Source organism: Mycobacterium sp. MFM001, assembly GCF_003402475.1.
In the GTDB taxonomy this organism is placed as follows: Bacteria; Actinomycetota; Actinomycetes; order Mycobacteriales; family Mycobacteriaceae; genus Mycobacterium.
In genome coordinates this window covers 66,349-82,519 of the sequence record NZ_BFAB01000005.1, presented here as the reverse complement: position 1 = coordinate 82,519, position 16,171 = coordinate 66,349, and the positions used below count along the sequence as shown (strand labels likewise).

Annotated in this window: 19 protein-coding genes; 12 read left to right on the top strand and 7 right to left on the bottom strand. The window is 66.7% G+C overall.

The features are described 5' to 3' along the window. Positions 1-27: 27 nt before the first annotated feature. The 3 genes from MFM001_RS10300 (at position 28) to MFM001_RS10290 (ending at position 1,934) form a co-directional block, all read left to right on the top strand. Positions 28-684: a TetR/AcrR family transcriptional regulator gene (locus tag MFM001_RS10300; protein WP_116375180.1), complete on the top strand. Its 657-nt coding sequence runs from the start codon at positions 28-30 to the stop codon at positions 682-684. Further along, the gene (locus tag MFM001_RS10295) at positions 681-1,529 is read left to right on the top strand and encodes an SDR family NAD(P)-dependent oxidoreductase (protein WP_116375179.1); all 849 of its coding nucleotides are present in this window, start codon (positions 681-683) and stop codon (positions 1,527-1,529) included. The genes MFM001_RS10300 and MFM001_RS10295 overlap by 4 nt, the downstream gene beginning before the upstream one ends. Positions 1,530-1,598: 69 nt before the next feature. After that, positions 1,599-1,934: a VOC family protein gene (locus tag MFM001_RS10290; protein ID WP_116375178.1), complete on the top strand. Its 336-nt coding sequence runs from the start codon at positions 1,599-1,601 to the stop codon at positions 1,932-1,934. Here MFM001_RS10290 and MFM001_RS10285 read toward each other — a convergent pair. After that, positions 1,924-2,337 (bottom strand): hypothetical protein, encoded by a 414-nt coding sequence (locus MFM001_RS10285; protein WP_116375177.1) that lies wholly within the window; start codon positions 2,335-2,337, stop codon positions 1,924-1,926. The genes MFM001_RS10290 and MFM001_RS10285 overlap by 11 nt on opposite strands. Before the next feature lie 9 nt (positions 2,338-2,346). Then, positions 2,347-3,663 carry an aminotransferase class I/II-fold pyridoxal phosphate-dependent enzyme gene (locus tag MFM001_RS10280; RefSeq protein ID WP_116375176.1) on the bottom strand — a complete coding sequence of 439 codons (1,317 nt, stop codon included), beginning with the start codon at positions 3,661-3,663 and terminating at the stop codon, positions 2,347-2,349. Positions 3,664-3,701: 38 nt separating this feature from the next. Between MFM001_RS10280 and MFM001_RS10275 the strand changes: the two genes are divergently transcribed. Genes MFM001_RS10275 through MFM001_RS10265 form a run of 3 tightly spaced genes read left to right on the top strand, consistent with a single transcriptional unit; the run spans position 3,702 to position 5,570 of the window. Then, the gene (locus tag MFM001_RS10275; RefSeq protein ID WP_116375175.1) at positions 3,702-4,355 is read left to right on the top strand and encodes a pyridoxamine 5'-phosphate oxidase family protein; all 654 of its coding nucleotides are present in this window, start codon (positions 3,702-3,704) and stop codon (positions 4,353-4,355) included. After that, the gene (locus tag MFM001_RS10270) at positions 4,352-4,807 is read left to right on the top strand and encodes an SRPBCC family protein (RefSeq protein ID WP_116375174.1); all 456 of its coding nucleotides are present in this window, start codon (positions 4,352-4,354) and stop codon (positions 4,805-4,807) included. Before MFM001_RS10275 ends, MFM001_RS10270 begins: the two co-directional genes overlap by 4 nt. Before the next feature lies 1 nt (position 4,808). Beyond that, complete coding sequence (locus MFM001_RS10265; protein WP_116375173.1) at positions 4,809-5,570, top strand: PhzF family phenazine biosynthesis protein; 762 nt, start codon at positions 4,809-4,811, stop codon at positions 5,568-5,570. On the opposite strand, the gene MFM001_RS10260 is transcribed toward MFM001_RS10265, so the two are convergent. The 4 genes from MFM001_RS10260 to MFM001_RS10245 are packed head-to-tail and all read right to left on the bottom strand — an operon-like array spanning position 5,561 to position 9,956. Next, complete coding sequence (locus MFM001_RS10260; protein WP_116375172.1) at positions 5,561-6,001, bottom strand: SRPBCC family protein; 441 nt, start codon at positions 5,999-6,001, stop codon at positions 5,561-5,563. The genes MFM001_RS10265 and MFM001_RS10260 overlap by 10 nt on opposite strands. Beyond that, positions 5,998-7,161 (bottom strand): cytochrome P450, encoded by a 1,164-nt coding sequence (locus MFM001_RS10255; protein ID WP_116375171.1) that lies wholly within the window; start codon positions 7,159-7,161, stop codon positions 5,998-6,000. The genes MFM001_RS10260 and MFM001_RS10255 overlap by 4 nt, the downstream gene beginning before the upstream one ends. Next, positions 7,148-8,557 (bottom strand): AarF/ABC1/UbiB kinase family protein, encoded by a 1,410-nt coding sequence (locus tag MFM001_RS10250; RefSeq protein ID WP_116375170.1) that lies wholly within the window; start codon positions 8,555-8,557, stop codon positions 7,148-7,150. Before MFM001_RS10250 ends, MFM001_RS10255 begins: the two co-directional genes overlap by 14 nt. Next, on the bottom strand, positions 8,550-9,956 hold the full coding sequence (locus MFM001_RS10245; RefSeq protein ID WP_116375169.1) for an AarF/ABC1/UbiB kinase family protein: 1,407 nt from the start codon (positions 9,954-9,956) through the stop codon (positions 8,550-8,552). The genes MFM001_RS10250 and MFM001_RS10245 overlap by 8 nt, the downstream gene beginning before the upstream one ends. A gap of 80 nt (positions 9,957-10,036) precedes the next feature. Between MFM001_RS10245 and MFM001_RS10240 the strand changes: the two genes are divergently transcribed. The 6 genes from MFM001_RS10240 (at position 10,037) to MFM001_RS10215 (ending at position 14,812) form a co-directional block, all read left to right on the top strand. Beyond that, positions 10,037-10,633 (top strand): TetR/AcrR family transcriptional regulator, encoded by a 597-nt coding sequence (locus MFM001_RS10240; RefSeq protein ID WP_116375168.1) that lies wholly within the window; start codon positions 10,037-10,039, stop codon positions 10,631-10,633. A gap of 79 nt (positions 10,634-10,712) precedes the next feature. Then, positions 10,713-11,660 carry a DUF4129 domain-containing protein gene (locus tag MFM001_RS10235; RefSeq protein WP_116375167.1) on the top strand — a complete coding sequence of 316 codons (948 nt, stop codon included), beginning with the start codon at positions 10,713-10,715 and terminating at the stop codon, positions 11,658-11,660. Continuing rightward, a complete protein-coding gene (locus MFM001_RS10230; protein ID WP_116375166.1) occupies positions 11,657-12,139 on the top strand; it encodes a hypothetical protein in 483 nt (160 codons plus the stop codon). The genes MFM001_RS10235 and MFM001_RS10230 overlap by 4 nt, the downstream gene beginning before the upstream one ends. Further along, a complete protein-coding gene (locus MFM001_RS10225; RefSeq protein WP_116375165.1) occupies positions 12,136-13,095 on the top strand; it encodes a MoxR family ATPase in 960 nt (319 codons plus the stop codon). Before MFM001_RS10230 ends, MFM001_RS10225 begins: the two co-directional genes overlap by 4 nt. Further along, entirely contained in the window at positions 13,092-14,342 is a 1,251-nt protein-coding gene (locus MFM001_RS10220) for a DUF58 domain-containing protein (RefSeq protein WP_116375164.1), read from the top strand. Before MFM001_RS10225 ends, MFM001_RS10220 begins: the two co-directional genes overlap by 4 nt. Beyond that, a complete protein-coding gene (locus tag MFM001_RS10215; RefSeq protein ID WP_116375163.1) occupies positions 14,339-14,812 on the top strand; it encodes a hypothetical protein in 474 nt (157 codons plus the stop codon). The genes MFM001_RS10220 and MFM001_RS10215 overlap by 4 nt, the downstream gene beginning before the upstream one ends. Here MFM001_RS10215 and MFM001_RS10210 read toward each other — a convergent pair. Next, complete coding sequence (locus tag MFM001_RS10210; protein ID WP_116375162.1) at positions 14,748-16,118, bottom strand: 13E12 repeat family protein; 1,371 nt, start codon at positions 16,116-16,118, stop codon at positions 14,748-14,750. The genes MFM001_RS10215 and MFM001_RS10210 overlap by 65 nt on opposite strands. Positions 16,119-16,171: the final 53 nt, after the last annotated feature.

Genomic DNA, 16,171 nt, shown 5'->3' with positions numbered 1-16,171 from the left:
GGCAATTACGATACGATGGGTAGCGTTATGAAAGCAGACCAGTCCACGGTTGACAAGGCCCCGGCCGCCGGGCGGCCGCGGGATCCGCGTATCGACGCTGCCATATTGGCGGCGACCGCGGAACTGCTTGTGCAAATCGGATATTCGAACCTCACCCTGGCCGCGGTCGCCGAGCGGGCCGGGACCACCAAGACGGCGCTGTACCGGCGCTGGTCGAGCAAGGCCGAGCTGGTGCACGAGGCGGCGTTCCCGGTGGCGCCCACCGCGCTGACGGGCCCGGGCGGTGACATCGCCGCCGATGTGCGGGCCATGATCGCCGCCGCCCGCGACGTGTTCACCAGCCCGGTGGTGCGTGCCGCGCTGCCCGGGCTGGTCGCCGATATGACCGCCGACTCCGAGCTCAACACCAGGGTGGTGTCGCGGTTTGCGGACCTGTTCACCGCGGTGCGGCTGCGGCTGGCCGAAGCCGTCGAGCGCGGGGAGGTGCATCCGGACGTGGACCCGGACCGGTTGGTCGAATTGATCGGCGGCGCGACGCTATTGCGGCTGCTGTTGCGCCCAGATGAAGAGCTCGACGACGCGTGGGTGGATCAGACCGCGGCGATCCTGGTGCACGGGGTGTCCGCGGTGATCGCAAGCGCGGCGCAGCCGGGCGCCGCGGGTCACCGCCAGGAGCAACGGTGACGGGCCGGCTCGACGGGCGGGCGGCGATCGTCACCGGCGCCAGCCGCGGCCTGGGCCGGGCGATCGCGCTGGCGCTCGCCGCCGAGGGCGTGGCGGCGGTGGTCGGGCGCACCGAACAGGTGTGGGACCAGCGGCTGCCCGGCACCATCGGCGAGACCGTCGCCGACATCGAAGCGGCCGGCGGCCGGGCCGTCGCGGTGCGCGCCGACCTGCTCGAGGCCGAGGACATCACCCGGCTTGTCGATGAATCACGAGAAGCGTTGGGCCCCATCATGATTCTGGTCAACAACGCGGCGTTCACCGCACCAGGCCGGCCACCTCGAGCCGGCGGCCAGGCCAAGCCCAAGGCTGCGAGTGCTGCCAAACCGGGCTGGCCGCCGCTGCTCGGCACGCCGCTGGGCGCGTATCGGCGGCACTTCGAGATCTCGGTGTTCGCCGCATACGAACTCATCCAACTGGTGTGCCCCGACATGATCGATGCGGGTTACGGGTCGATCATCAACGTCACCTCGATCGCGTCCCGGCTACCCGGCGACGGGCCGTATGCCGACCGCAGCGGCGGCGTCCTGCCCGGCTACGGCGGATCCAAGGCCGCGCTGGAGCACCTGACCTGGTGTGCGGCCTACGACCTGCAGGACCGCAACATCGCGGTCAACGCGCTGTCGCCGTCCAAACCGATTCTGACGCCCGGACTTTCGTACTACGCCCGCGAGTTCGACGAGGTGGCGACGGCCGAGGAGTTCGCGCGGGCGGCGGTGGAGTTGGCTTTGGTGGACGCGGGCGCCGTCACGGGGCGCACGATCGGGCATCTGCAGGTCCTCGACGGCAGCTTCAAGTCGGCCTGACCGTTTGTCGGACCCTGGCGCAATACTTCTGTCGTTGGTCCACATCGTTAAGCGAAGGGACGGCGAGACATGGCCAATGTTGTGAATTATTTCGAGGTCGGTACTCCCGACGCCGACGCGACGCGCGGTTTCTATGGCGGGTTGTTCGGCTGGGACATCGGTGACTCCGGCGACTACCGGATGATCGACGGCGACAAGGGTGGGGTGTGGGACAGCTCGAAGACCGGCGGCGGGTCATGGGCGATCTTCTATGTCCAGGTCGACGACGTGCAGGCCACCGTCGACAAGGCGTCGGAGCTCGGCGCGACGGTGGTGGTGCCGTTGACCGACAACGGCCCACTCGAGTTCGCCCATCTGCAAGACCCGCAGGGCAACCGATTCGGGGTGTGGCGGCCTAAGGGGTAGGCCTGGTCTGCTTGGTCGCGGTCGCCGCGGTGCGCAGGGCGACTGCGAGCAGCGTCGTGCCGAGCGCCAGCCCGATGAACTCGAACACGCCGACCAGCCTGCCGTCGGCATGGCCGGTGTCGACGATGTGGCTGAGCGAATGCAGCGCCCAGTGCAGCGTTGCGAACGCCAATGCCGGCACCTGCCACGTCCGCCATCGCACCGCTGCGAGCAGCAGCAGGCCCAGCGGTAACTCGAAGGAGGCGTTGTCGAAGATGTAGTGGTTGTTGCGCGACCCGAACGCGCCGAGGGTGTCGAAGAATACCCCGGGAGCTACCAGCATGAACAACCCGAGGAGCGTCGAATACACCCCGAAACCAATCAATACCCCGTCAACAAACCGTGAGCGCGCAGGCGTCGTCATACTGCGACCCTAGACGCTGGCCCGCCCGACGGCGTGGATTGCCTCGGCGACGGCATCCGCGAGCGAATCGACCTCAGCCGCAACGAGATCCGAGATTGTCAGGCGGATTCCAGGTGGTGTGCCGACCCTGAACCGGCTGCCGGGCGCGGCGGCCCAGCCTGCGCCGAGCAACCGGGTGATCACCACCGTCTCGTCCGGCACCGGGATCCAGACGTTGAGCCCAGAGCGGCCGTGTGACGCCACGCCGCGATCGGCAAGCGCCGACTGCAACAACGCCCGGCTGCGGCTGTAGGTGGCTTCGGCCTTGCGCACCAGCCGCGTCGCCGCCGCGTCGCGCCACATGCCGACAGCGAGATCCTGCAGCAGGTAGCTGACCCAGCCCGGTCCGAGCCGCAGCCGCCCGTGCACACGTTCGACGGTGCGACGGTCGCCGGCGAGCACTGCCAGCCGCAAATCGGGTCCGTACGCCTTGGACGCCGACCGCACGAACGCCCAATGCGGCGTCGAACCGGCCAGGGTGTGCAGCGGTACGCCGGCGATACCGGCGCAGTGGTCGTCCTCGACCAGCAGCAGGTCTTCGTCGCGGATCAGGTCACGCAACTCATCGGCGCGCTCGGCGGAGACCGCGGCGCCGGTGGGGTTTTGGGCACGGGTGGTCACTACCAGCGCACGGGCGCCGCGGCGCAGCGCGCGAGCCACGTCGGCAACCACTGGCCCGTCGTCGTCGACCCTGACCGGCTCGACCGAAAATCCCAGGGCCGCAATCAGATCCAGCAGGTTAGCCCAGCCGGGATCTTCGACCGCCACTCGATCGCCCGGCCGCAGGTGGGCCGCGAGTACCCGTTCGATGCCGTCGAGCGCCCCGGCGGTCGCCGCGAGGTGCTCAGCCGGAACGCCGTCGGCGGTCAGCGACGCCTGGGAGTACTCGGTCAGCTCGGGCGACATGGCGGGTTCCCCGTACAGCAGCGGGGCGCGCCGCGCGCTGAACCGGCGCCCGGCGATCGGCAACAAAGCTGGATCGGGGTTGCCGGTCGACAGGTCCCGCACGCCCTCGGGCACGGCCACCCCCCGCAGCGATCGGGGCGTGGTCGCGGGCCGTTCGCGCACCCGCGTGCCGCGGCGCCCCGCGGTCTCGACGGCTCCGCGGTGGCGCAGCAGCCGATAGGCCGCGGCGACGGTATTGGCGTTGACGCCGAGCTCGGCGGCGAGCTGCCGGATCGGCGGCAGTTCTGCCCCGGGCGCCAGCGCGCCGGTGGAGATGGCCTCCTCGACGCTGGTCGCTATTGCCTCGGCGCCCGTTCCCCGTATCGTGTATCGTACTGGCACATAAATCAGTATGTACTACTACAAAAGTCGAGGCAACCGTGAGCTACCCAGCCACCCCGCGCAGCACCCCCACCCGGTATCGCGAACGTGCCTGCTACGACCGTGAGACGGTCCACCGCATCCTTGACGAGGCCCTGATCTGTCACGTCGGCTACCTGAACGTGGACCACCCGGTGGTGTTGCCGACGACGCATGCGCGGCTGGGGGAGATCCTGTATCTGCACGGGTCGACGGGCAGCAGCCCGATGCTGGCCGCGTCGCCGTCGGGTGTTCCGGTCTGCGTCACGGTCACCCTGGTCGACGGGCTGGTGCTGGCGCGCGCGGCGCTGCACCACTCGCTGCAGTACCGCTCGGTCGTCGTGCATGGCACGGCACGCCTGGTCAGCGACCGGCAGGAGAAGCTGCGGGCTTTGGAGGCCCTTCTCGACCACGTTGCGCCCGGGCGCGCCGCCGACAGCAGACCGCCGAACGCCCGTGAACTCGCTGCAACCGCTGTGCTCGCGGTCGATCTCGTCGAGGTTTCGGCAAAGGTTCGCGGCGGTGGACCGGTCGACGACGCCGAGGACACCGCGCTGCCGCATTGGGCGGGAGTCGTGCCGCTGACCCTGGCCGCGGGCGATCCGGTGCCGGCCGATGATCTCGACGCGGCAGTCGGGCTGCCGCCGTATCTGGCGTCTTATCGGAGAGGATGAAAAGCGTGGAAGCCTCCCGGGTGGTGAGCGCCAGCCGCGACATAGCGGCTCCGGCGGCACGCATCTTCGAGTTGATTGCCGATCCGTCCCAACAACCGCGGTGGGACGGCAACGACAATCTGGCCGAAGCCGTTGCAGCACAGCGTGTTCGACGTGTCGGGGATGTTTTCGAGATGAAGCTCACGCTCGGCACTATCCGCGAGAACCACGTCGTGGAGTTCGAAGAGGGCCGTCGCATCGCCTGGCGGCCATCCGAGCCGGGCCGGCGACCACCGGGGCACCTGTGGCGTTGGGAGCTCGAACCTATCGACGAAACCCACACTCGGGTGACTCACACCTACGATTGGTCCCGATTGACGGACAAGAACCGCCTGCCACGCGCGCGCCGCACCACGCCCGAGAGGCTGCTGGCATCGCTGGACCGGCTCGCGGAGCTTGCCGAAAATACCTGACATGGCATCGGTTTTTGTGGTTGATGCATTCACCCAGGAGATGTTCCGCGGCAATCCCGCTGGTGTGGTATTGCTCGATGAGCCGGCCGACCCGGGTTGGATGCAACTCGTCGCCACCGAATTCAACCATCCCGCAACGGCGTTCGTAGATCTGTCGAACATGGGACTGCGCTGGTTCAGTCCCACCACCGAATTGACGTTGTGCGGACACGCGACCCTGGCCAGCGCACACATCCTCGGCGGCGCCCGGGTTTTCCACACTCGAAGCGGGGTGCTGGCCTGCCGTGTTAGGCCCAGCGGTGCGATCAGCATGACCTTTCCCGCTGACCCGGTAATTCCAGAGCCGCCCTGCGCCGAGTTAACAGCCGGGCTGCCGGGAGTCACGCTGCGGTCGATCTGGCGCGGACGTACGGACGTGCTGGTGGAAGCGGCCTCGGCTGGAGAAGTCCGAGGGCTGCGTCCCGACCTTGCGGCACTGGCTACTGTCGCTGCCCGCGCGGTGATCGTCTCCGCAAGGGGCGACGGCAACGCAGACATTGTCAGCCGCGTCTTCGCCCCCGGTTCGGGAATCCCGGAAGATCCCGTCACCGGATCCGCGCACTGCACCCTGGCCAACTTTTGGTCTGAGCGCCTGGGAGTCACCGAATTGCTCGCCGAACAAGCCTCACCTCGCGGTGGCTGGCTGCGCATCAGGCTCGACGGCGATGACGTCATCCTGACCGGGCACGCTGTCACCGTTTGCAGTGGTGAACTTCACGATTGAGTCTTCGCCCGCTTTTCGGCCAGCCGGGCAGCTCCGCGCGTCCCGAGTCGAATCGCGATCGGCCCAAAGATCTGCGAGCCGGGAATGCGTGTTCGGAAGGCGAGTTCAGTGGTGAGCCGGGTGCCTGTCCCGTCGGGCTCGACTGTGACCTCGCCGATGTAGTCACGAAAAGGCAACCCGGACAGCAGCATGTACCTTAGCCGCCGCGGCGGTTCGAACTCGATAATCCGTTCTCGCGTCGGGGGTCCCGCCAGGTAGAGCGCACGCACAGCCCCGGTTCCGTTCGGGTCCGGTTCGCCGGGTTTTTCGACCGCGGACCTGCGGAAGGGGGTCCACTCGGCCATGCGGGCGTGGTCGGATACGACATTCCACACAACTTGCGGGTTGGCGGCCACGTGACGCGACACCCGATAGCGGTACAGCTTGCTCATTCTCGGAACGTCATCGGGACGTCGAGTGGGCCGCGGATTGCGGTGGTGTCCCGCCAGGTGACCGGGCCGGCCAAAACCGGTTGGCGGGCAATAATTTCACGCAGCGCCATGGTGGTTTCCAGGCGCGCCAAGGCCGCTCCGAGGCAGTAGTGCGCGCCGTATCCGAAGGACAGCGGCGCCGGGCCGGTGCGGTCGGGTCGGAACTGGCCGGGTTCGTCGAAGACGGCTGGATCACGATTGGCGGCTGCGACAACAACCACGGCTTGCTGGCCGCGAGCTATGTCGACGCCACCAATGCGATGATCCTCGGTTGCGGTACGTGCCGTTGCCTGCACCGGACCATCGAGCCGGAGCAGCTCGGTGACTAGCGACGAGTCGACGGCAGGGGCGTCATGTGGCTCGACGGCGAGAAGTCGAATCGTGGCAGCCCCAAGCAGATTCGCGGTGGTTTCATGGCCCGCGACGGCGATGAGGATCGCGGTGATGACGACGTCGTCGAGCTGTAGTTCCGGGTCGGACGCAATGAAGCTGAGCAGGTCATCGCCTGGGTTCGAGCGACGATCGGCCGCAAGGGGAAGAAACTCGGTCACCAACGCTGCGGAAGCCGCTGCGCCAGCGGCTACATCGTCCGCATCCGCGAGCGTACCGAGCATCCGGATAATCGCCGGCGATTGTTCACGTAGTAGCCGCGAACTGTCGGGATCAAGGCCGAGCCACTCGCTGGCAACAGCGATTGGCAGCGGCAAGGCGATATCGGACATGAAGTTGAATACCGTTGCCGCGGGCGGGTGACCGATTACTGCCGACGCGATCGCTTCCACGCCAGCGGTAAGACCTGTGATGAAGGATCGGGTGAACACGTCGCGTACCGATCCGCGCAGCCGGTCGTGATTGGCCCCGTCGGCGAACAGCATGGACCGCTCAACCAGATCAGCGCCCATGGAATCGATCACCGCACGGGCACTCGGGTTTGCCAGCGGATTGCTGGTCCATCCCGATCCGCCCAGCACTTCTCGTGCGGCGTCGTAGCCGAGAACGAGCCAGGCTTGGGCGGTTTCGTCCCACACCACATCGCCGTCGCGGCGGCGTTCCTCATAAAACGGGTAAGGGTCTTTCGCGTCCCACGGAAGGCGCGGCGCTGTGGTGCTAGGGGTGGTCATGCGGCTCCAATCCGTACGGCAGGCCCCGTTCGCGTACCCAGGCATCGTGTTGCTTTCCTAGCGGTGTGATCGGCTCGGCGACGCCGTCCGAGTCGTCGATAATCGAGCGCACGTGAACGGTGGCTCCGAGCCTGGCGAATATCATGTTGATGCCGAAATTGATTCGCGAAAAGAAGACCAACTCGTCGGCAATCGATACGCGACGAAGAGGGTGGTCGGGTGAGCGGATATCAATCAGGCCGCGAATGGCACGTCGTGCGGTGTCCTGAGTAAAGGTGACCGGCTGGGGTGCCAGCCCCTCGTAGAAAAGCTCGGCCATCCATTGATACAACTCGTCGGTGCTGAGCGTGGAATTATCTGTGGAATAACCCAATTCAGCCAGCAGATCGCGCGTTTCGCGCTTGCGTCCGTCAAGAATTGCGCGGTCCATCTCAGCAATTACGCGACGCGTGCGCTCGGGGAAGACCTTGACACAGCCGAAGTCGACGAATCCGACCGTGCCGTCCAAACCGAAGCAGTAGTTCCCAGGATGGGGATCGGCATTGAACAGGTTCGCATGCCGGTAGGATCCCATGGCGAAACGCCAGATGACCTCTGCCCAAACGTCCTTGAGTTCTTGCTCCGCGTGTTGCGCCGCGGCCCAGTCCAGTCCGTCGAGATACGTCATGGTGAGCACCCGGTCGCCGGATGCTTCGTAGATGACCTCTGGTACCCGAATGAAGGGATGATCGTGGTAGAGGTCGCTGAACGCGGTGATGTTGGCGGCCTCACGGCGGTAATCGAGTTCCTCGCAGATGCGCGCGGAGATCTCGTGCGTAGCCTGCCGTAGGTCGGGCGCCGCGGTGCCCGACGCCGAGGACGCGAGGCGGAAGAACGTCGCCAGCAGTTCGGTATTCGCCAAATCGGCGCGGATCGCCTCTGCGGCGCCCGGGTATTGAATCTTCACCGCTACTTCGCGACCGTCACGCAACACCGCTCGGTGGACCTGTCCGATGGATGCCGCGGCCATGGGTTCGTCTGTGAACTCGGCGAACAACTCACCGACAGGTCGGCGGAGATCGGCCTGCAGCACTGCTCTGGCCAGTGCTGGATCCATGGGCGGCGCATCGGCTTGCAGTCGAGTCAGTGCTTTCTGATAGGGCGAGAGTTCGCCATTTCCAATGGAGTTGCCGTCGATCATCGAGAATATCTGGCCGGCTTTCATCAGCACGCCCTTTGAGTGACCAAGTAGCTCGGTGTACCGCTCGGCCGTCCGCTCGTGGAAGCGTTGTACGGCATCGGCGTCGCCGGACTTCTCCCGCAGTGCGGCAACTATTCGTCCACCGGCTGCGCGTGCGGTAAAGCCGGCTAACGGCATAGTGCGGCGAATCCGCCCATGCGGCACCTGATTATTCATGGGGTTCCAATCCGTACGGCAGGTCACGTTCACGTACCCAGGCATCGTGCAGTTTGCCCAACGGTGTTGCCGGTTCGGCGACGCCGTCTAGGTCGTCCAATATCGAGCGGGAGTGGAAGGTGGCGTCCAGCGCGGCAAATATAGGAGCCATGACGAGCACAATTCGGGGGAAGAACACCAGGTCGTCGGGAGCAGAAAGGCGACGACCGGGGTGATTGGGCGGGCGGAGATCGATCAAGGCGCGGATGTAGCGCTGCGGGCTGTCGTGCGTGGCGGTGACCGGCTGCGGTCCCAGGACCTCGTGGGAGAGTTCCGCCATCCACTGGTATGCCTCGTCCGCAGATAGCGTGGAATCTTCTGCGAAGTAACCCAACTCGACCATCAGGTCGCGCACGTCCTGCTTGCGTCCGTCAACTGTTGCGCGCACCATCGCGATGAATGAGCGGCGCACACGTTCGGGCAGCACCTTGACGCAGCCGAAGTCGACGAATCCGACGCTGCCGTCTGGACCGAAACAGTAGTTGCCGGGGTGCGGATCGACGTTGAGCAGGTTCCCGTGCCGGTACGAACCGTAAGCGAATCGCATAATCACCTCGGCCCAGGTGTTCTTGAGTTCCTGGTCGGCCTGTTGCGCAGCGGCCCAATCTATTCCGTCGAGGTAAGTCATGGTGAGCACCCGACCACCGGATGCTTCGGCGATGACTTCCGGGATGCGGATAAATGGGTGGTCGCGGTAGAGCTCACTGAACGCGGTGATGTTGGCGGCCTCGTGACGGTAGTCGATTTCTTGGGCGATGCCGACGGCGATCTCGCGGGTCATCTGCCGTGGATTGGCCGCCATCGCGTTACCCGACGCCGAGACAGCGAACCGCAGGAACGTCGCGAGTAGTTCGGTATTGGCCAGATCGTCGCGGATTGCCTCGGCCGCACCGGGATACTGAATCTTGACCGCTACCTCGCGGCCGTCGTGCAGCACCGCACGGTGGACCTGTCCGATGGAGGCGGCTGCCATCGGCTCGTCGGCAAACTCAGCGAACACCTCGCTGACGGGTCGCCCGAAGTCTACCTGCACCACGTCTTTAGCCAAAGCTGGATCCATCGGTGGCGCATCCGCCTGCAACCGGGTGAGTGCAGCCTGATACGGCGAAAACCCGCCATTCCCAATAGCTGTGGCGTCCACCATCGACAGCATCTGGCCGGCCTTCATCAGCACGCCCTTGGAATGACCCAGCAACTCCGTGTATCGCTCGGCGGTCCGTTCATGGAACCGTTCAATGGCGCCGGCGTCGCCGGTCTTCTCGCGCAGCGCGGCAACCATCCGCCCGCCGGCGGCACGGGCGGTGAAGCCCGCCAGCGGCATAGTGCGGCGGAGCCTCCCGCGAGGTACCGGGTCTCCCATGACGGCCTCCTAGCGGCCCGTTGACAGAACCGCTAAAGTATTCACTTGTCGATACTAAGTGAACACTTGGGGAGCGGTCAATGCCGGCAACGCCAACTCGAGAACGGCTGGTTACCGAGGCGATGCGACTCTTCGGTGAGCAGGGCTACCAGGCAACCAGCGTCGCGCAGATCGAAGCTGCGGCGGGCCTCGCGCCGGGATCGGGCGCCCTCTATCACCACTTCAAATCGAAAGAGGCGCTGCTGGAGGCCGGCATCGACCGGCAGCTGGACCGCCGCCAGGCCATGCGCGATATGCGCAAACTATTCGCCGGGCTCGGCGACCTCCGCAGCGAACTGACCATGCTCGGTCGGTACGTCCTGACTGTGCTCGACGAGGAAACCCAACTGCTCCGGATTGCGTCCCACATTCCGTCGGGTCAGTCGGCTCGACTCACCGACGCCTACGCGGCATTGTTCGACGGGCTCTACGCCGAACTCGCCGACTGGGTGACCGGTTGGGTCCCCACAATCAGCCAACAAGATGCCGCGGCCATCGCCGCGGTCGGAGTGAACGCGCTCCATGGACAACGTGTCACGAGCACCGTGTTCCAGGGGCCGGCAGCGGGTATGCCTGACGAGCAGTACATCGCGGAGTGGACGGCGATGCTCGCCGGTCGGATCGAATCGCTGCGGTAGCGGCGCGGGAGGCCGGCGTGCCACGATGAGCAAACGGAATGCCGCAACAGCGGCAGGTAACCGGTCGATTGGTGTGCCAATGCCCGGGGTCGACAAGGCGACGGGCCGCGTGGTCGCGGTGATCGTGCTCTTGGTCGTGGTTGCTGCGTCCTTGCGCGGATATCTACCCGGCGTCGAGCAGCAGTCACAGCAGGAGCCGCCGCGCAATTCGGCGTCGCTGCCCTACGTGGTGGCGCTGCTGGCCGTCTCGCTGGCGATCGTCGGCGCATCCCTCATCGTCCGGCTGCGCGATCCACGCAGGCCCGCCCCCAGCGCCGGCGGGCTGCCCGACCGATTCAGTCGCGGGACCGCCCACCCTGGCTGGCGAATATTGCTGATCGGCGCTGCGGTGCTCGTGGTGTGGCTGCTGATCGTGTGGCTGCTGTCGCGGTTCATCGGACCGCACGGGCTTCGCGCCGCTGATCTCCCGGGTGAAAGCCAGACCACTCCGACGCCTCGTCCCGACACCCCGCCGCCGCCCGAGCCCCGCAACGACGGCGGCGACGGGGACGTGCTCGGCTATCTGGCGGTGAGCACGGTGACGTTGGCCCTGCTGCTGGGGGTGGGTGCCGTTGCGGCAGTGCGCGGACGGCGCAACGCGAAGCCGCGCCTACTCGCCACCGAACCGTTCGAACCACCACCTTCGGAGGCAACGACATCCGAATCACTCGTGCGCGCAGCAGAACTCGGCCTCGCCGAGATCGGCGATCTCAGCCGGGAACCGCGCGAAGCGATCATCGCGTGCTATGCGGCGATGGAGCGCGAACTGGCCCACGTCCCGGAAGCCGTCCCGCAGGACTCCGACACACCCACAGAGGTGCTGACCCGGGCCGTCGAACACCATGCGCTGCACGCCGATAACGCCGCGCGCCTGGTGAACCTGTTCGAAGAGGCGCGGTTCAGTCCGCATGTGATGAACGAAAGCCATCGCGAGACCGCGGTAAACGTACTGCAACTCGTGCTCGCTGAATTGCGGAGCGTGGTATGAAACGCCTGGTGGTCTTGAGCGTTTTCGGCGTCATCGGGCTGGAGTTGGCCGCTCTGTCGGCGCACGATCGCCGATTCGTGCTCTGGATTTCGGGTGCGGCGGTGGCCTTCGCTTTGCTCAACGTCCGTCGATTCCTGGCCCACGACATCGAGGCGGCGCCGGATACGGCCGCCGACGCGCTGGGGAAGCCGTTGCGCGACTGGCTTTCCCGCACCGAGACATTGATCCGTTGGTCGGACTCCACCCGCTCGGACTGGGACCGCCACCTGCGGCCGATATTGGCGCGGCGGTTCGAAATAACCACGGGGCAAAAGCAATCCAAAGATCCGGAGGCATTTCACGCCACTGGTCGCATGCTCTTCGGCCCGCAACTGTGGGCCCTGGTCGATCCGAACAACGTCGCGCAATCCGGTGGGCACGAACCGGGCCCGGGCCGGGCGGCACTCGAGGAAATACTGCAACGGTTGGAGCAGGTATGACGATGCCGGCTGAGGCCACCACGGCCCGCTGCGAGGCAGTGCTCGACGAAATCGAACGCGTGGTGGTCGGAAAGCGTTCCGCGCTCACCCTCATCCTCACCACGGTGCTCGCGCGCGGTCACGTGCTCATCGAAGACCTGCCCGGCCTCGGCAAGACGCTGATCGCCCGGTCCTTCGCCGCCGCACTGGGTCTCGACTTCACCCGCGTGCAGTTCACGCCTGATCTGCTGCCGGCCGACCTGCTCGGCTCGACCATCTACGACATGCAGTCCGGACGCTTCGAGTTCCGCCCGGGACCCATTTTCACCAACTTGCTGCTCGCCGACGAGATCAATCGGACGCCGCCCAAGACCCAGGCGGCGTTGCTGGAGGCCATGGCCGAAGGTCAGGTCAGCATCGACGGCGAAACCCACCGGCTGCCAACGCCGTTCATCGTATTGGCCACCGACAACCCGATCGAGTACGAAGGCACCTATCCGTTGCCGGAGGCGCAGCTGGATCGCTTCGCGGTTCGGCTGGAACTGCGCTACCTCTCCGAGCGCGACGAGACGTCGATGTTGCGCCGCCGACTGGACCGCGGATCGACCGAGCCGACGGTGAACCAGGTCGTCGACGCCCATGACCTGCTGGCCATGCGTGAGTCGGTGGAACAGGTCAGCGTGCACGAGGACGTCCTGCACTATGTGGTGTCGTTGGCGAACGCGACCCGGCATCACCCCCAGGTTGCGGTCGGGGCCAGCCCCCGTGCGGAGCTCGATCTGGTGCAACTGGCCCGCGCCCGCGCGCTGCTGCTGGGCCGCGACTACGTGATTCCCGAGGATGTCAAGGCGCTCGCGGTTCCGGCTGTGGCGCACCGGATCACGCTTCGCCCCGAGATGTGGGTGCGACGAATCCTGGGCTCGGACATCATCGAAGAACTGCTGCGCCGCCTGCCGGTTCCGCGGGCGCGATCGTGACCCGATCGCACGAAGTCCAGTTGCGTTGGCGCGCTTCGCCGCTGACGCGGGCGCTGGCGACCGGTGCGGGGGTGGCGCTGGCCGTCGCGCTGATCGGGTCGCGCTGGCAGCTGTTGGCGTTCGCGGCGCCGCTGCTCGGCGTGCTGAGTTCGATCGGCTGGCAGCGGCCGCTGCCAAACATTCGCGTGCAGGCCGACCCCGGCTCACAGCGATGCTTCGAAACCGAGCAGACACACGTCGACGTGTCAGTAGCGACGGAAAGCCCTGGCGTGGCAGCGGATCTCAGGGTGGCAGCGGTGGAGGGCATGCGCCTGGAGGTTCTCGATCGCAACTCCCAGCGGCAGACGGTCGCCGTTGTGGCCGACCGCTGGGGCCGCTATCCGATCCGGGCCAGCGTCGACGTCGTCACACACGGCGGATTGCTGGCGGGAACGGCGACTACGGATGCCGCACACGTCACCGTGTTTCCGCTGGCGCCACCGCAATCGACACCGATTCCGCAGACCGAGCTGCTGGATCGCATCGGCACCCATCTCACCCGGCACATCGGCAGCGGTGTCGAATACGCCGACATTCGCGCTTACGTGCCCGGCGACCAGCTACGCACGGTCAACTGGGCGGTGAGCGCGCGCCGCGGCCGATTGCACGTGACCCAACGGTTGACCGACCGAGCCGCCGACGTGGTGGTGCTCGTTGACACCTACCCACAACCGCCCGGCCCGGCGAGCGAGGCCACCGAGCGCATTGTGCGCGGCGCCGCGCAGGTGGTGCAGACGGCGCTGCGCAACGGCGACCGGGCGGGCATCGTGGCACTCGGCGGTCGCCAGCCGCGCTGGCTGGGCGCCGACATCGGACAGCGCCAGTTCTATCGGGTCCTCGACACCGTGCTGGCATCCGACGGCGAATACGAAACCACCACAGGCACTCTCGCGCCGCGCGCCGCGGTTCCGCCGGGCGCGATCGTCGTCGCGTTCTCCACGCTGCTCGACACGGAGTTCGCGCTGGCGCTGATCGACTTGCGCAAACGCGGCCACCTCGTGGTGGCGGTCGACGTCCTGCAGGGCTCACCGTTCGGTGATCATCAGGATCCGCTGATCGGCCGGCTGTGGGCGTTGCAGCGGTCGGCGATGTACCGCGACATGGCCACGATCGGCGTCGACGTGGTGCCCTGGCAGCCCGACCGCACCTTGGACCAGTCGATGCACGCGGTGCCCGATCGCCGCCGCCCGGTGACGGGACGCCGATGACCGTCCGCATCTTGTCAATCGCCTGCGGGTTGCTGATGGTGGCGGCCGTCGGTATCGGGACGCATGGCCAGGCATTGGGGGCCGCGATATTGGCCGCAGTGGCAGTGGTGGGCGGAGCGGTGTTTCGCCCCGCCGCAACGCTTGCCGTGCTGCTGACCGTGGCGGTCGTCGTGATGACCAATCCCGCTCCTTCCATTGCCGCGGTATCGGGCCTCGCAGCAGCCGGATACCTGCTGCTCCGGCACACCGCCAGTCTTGATGCCGTCAGCGGCGCGAGCATCATTGGGGCCCTGGGGTTTACGCTCGCGGGCTTGGCCGCCACCGCGTTCCCTCTGGAATTGCCGTGGCTGCCGCTGGCCGCGCCGCTGGCGATCTTGGCGATCTATGTGCTGGCCATCCGTCCGTTCACGAGTGATCGGGCGGATCGGGGTCTCCCTCCAGGAGTTCCTCCGGATGGTGGGCGTGGTTGATTTCGGGCGGGCCGGTGCCGTCGGTCCAGCCGAGGCGACCGCTCTCCGTGACGACGGTGTGCATTTCGCCGCTGCTGGCCACGCCATGGTCGCCGCCGCAGGCGAAGTGCAGCTTGTCGGCGTCGGTGCGGCCGCCGCGGGCCCAGTCCGGTGAATGATGAACCTCGCACCGGTAGCCCGGAACCAGACAGTTGGGCCGGGTGCAGCCGCGGTCCCGCGCATGGCAGATCAGTCGTTGGTCGGCGGTGGCGACGCGTTTCTGCCGGCCCAGATACAGCGGCCGCTTGCTGTGGTCGTCGAACACCGCGAGATAGTGAATCGCGTTGGCGGCCATGCGGATCAGATCCCTCATCGGTAGCCGCGACCCTCCGCCCGTTCGCGCGGGCGGCGGCATCGGGATCGACAAGTCGTGAAAGGCATGAGCGGCCCGGTCGAGTTCGCCCAGCGTGGTGGTGACGACCACGGTGACCGGGTGGCCGCGATGCACACCGAGCCCACCGGACCCGATGGCTGTTGCCATGGCGAGCTTGAACGCGTCGTGGCATCGCTGAGCGGGAGTGCGATCGTCCGGCGTCTCGGGATCGGTGCCCTCGGGTTGGTGACGGCCGGGCCGCACGGCGGCCTCGATGGCCTCGAAATAGGCTCGGGCTTCCGGATCCAGCATTCCCGACAGCCGCGACATGCCATCAGGTCCTTGGGAGCCGAGATGCACCCCGCGGCGGCGCGCCCGATCCTCGTCGCTGAAGTTGCCATCGGGGTTGAGGTAGTCCGCGATACGCTCGCCCACCTTGGTGACGATCCCCGCATCGGATTTGGCCGCCTCCTGGACTAGCCTGCGCTCGGCCTTTGCCACCTCTTTGGGGGATACCGAGGCGGGCAGCACGTCGACCGCCCGGCATACCGCGCGGATGTGGTCTTCCCCGACGGCTCCGGCCTCGACTGCGGCGGCCAGCTCGGGTAGCTCCGGTGGCACCGGCGGTCCGGTCAACGACGGGCGCGGCCGAATACGGGCCGCGAGTTTGAACCGGCGGCTGATCTCCTGCGGCGTGATGCGCAGCCGCTTCCACAGCGCGGCGCGCACTTGTGCGGTGGACTCACTCTCGTCGGGCGGGTCGGCGATCTCGCCGAAATACCGGTACATCAGCCCGCGGTTGGTGCGCTCCTGGGTCTCCAACCGCTCAGCGACGTCGACGCGAAAGCTGTTGCCCACCACGGACGAAGACGTTTCTCGGAGCACGTCATGGGCAGCGTCGATCGCGTCGAGAGCAGCGCTGATGCGCTCCCGTGCCTGATCCGCTGAACCCATGCCCCGAGGCTATGAAGCACCGGTGACAAACCAAGCGGCCAGCCAATACCGCA

Excerpts from the sequence above, each read along its gene's own strand:
- MFM001_RS10265 (WP_116375173.1), top strand. The coding sequence starts at position 4,809 with ATGGCATCGGTTTTTGTGGTTGATGCATTCACCCAGGAGATGTTCCGC.
- MFM001_RS10245 (WP_116375169.1), bottom strand. The coding sequence starts at position 9,956 with ATGGGAGACCCGGTACCTCGCGGGAGGCTCCGCCGCACTATGCCGCTG.
- MFM001_RS10215 (WP_116375163.1), top strand. The coding sequence starts at position 14,339 with ATGACCGTCCGCATCTTGTCAATCGCCTGCGGGTTGCTGATGGTGGCG.
- MFM001_RS10235 (WP_116375167.1), top strand. The coding sequence starts at position 10,713 with ATGCCCGGGGTCGACAAGGCGACGGGCCGCGTGGTCGCGGTGATCGTG.
- MFM001_RS10250 (WP_116375170.1), bottom strand. The coding sequence starts at position 8,557 with ATGAATAATCAGGTGCCGCATGGGCGGATTCGCCGCACTATGCCGTTA.
- MFM001_RS10255 (WP_116375171.1), bottom strand. The coding sequence starts at position 7,161 with ATGACCACCCCTAGCACCACAGCGCCGCGCCTTCCGTGGGACGCGAAA.
- MFM001_RS10290 (WP_116375178.1), top strand. The coding sequence starts at position 1,599 with ATGGCCAATGTTGTGAATTATTTCGAGGTCGGTACTCCCGACGCCGAC.
- MFM001_RS10260 (WP_116375172.1), bottom strand. The coding sequence starts at position 6,001 with ATGAGCAAGCTGTACCGCTATCGGGTGTCGCGTCACGTGGCCGCCAAC.
- MFM001_RS10225 (WP_116375165.1), top strand. The coding sequence starts at position 12,136 with ATGACGATGCCGGCTGAGGCCACCACGGCCCGCTGCGAGGCAGTGCTC.
- MFM001_RS10240 (WP_116375168.1), top strand. The coding sequence starts at position 10,037 with ATGCCGGCAACGCCAACTCGAGAACGGCTGGTTACCGAGGCGATGCGA.
- MFM001_RS10270 (WP_116375174.1), top strand. The coding sequence starts at position 4,352 with ATGAAAAGCGTGGAAGCCTCCCGGGTGGTGAGCGCCAGCCGCGACATA.
- MFM001_RS10300 (WP_116375180.1), top strand. The coding sequence starts at position 28 with ATGAAAGCAGACCAGTCCACGGTTGACAAGGCCCCGGCCGCCGGGCGG.
- MFM001_RS10285 (WP_116375177.1), bottom strand. The coding sequence starts at position 2,337 with ATGACGACGCCTGCGCGCTCACGGTTTGTTGACGGGGTATTGATTGGT.
- MFM001_RS10210 (WP_116375162.1), bottom strand. The coding sequence starts at position 16,118 with ATGGGTTCAGCGGATCAGGCACGGGAGCGCATCAGCGCTGCTCTCGAC.
- MFM001_RS10230 (WP_116375166.1), top strand. The coding sequence starts at position 11,657 with ATGAAACGCCTGGTGGTCTTGAGCGTTTTCGGCGTCATCGGGCTGGAG.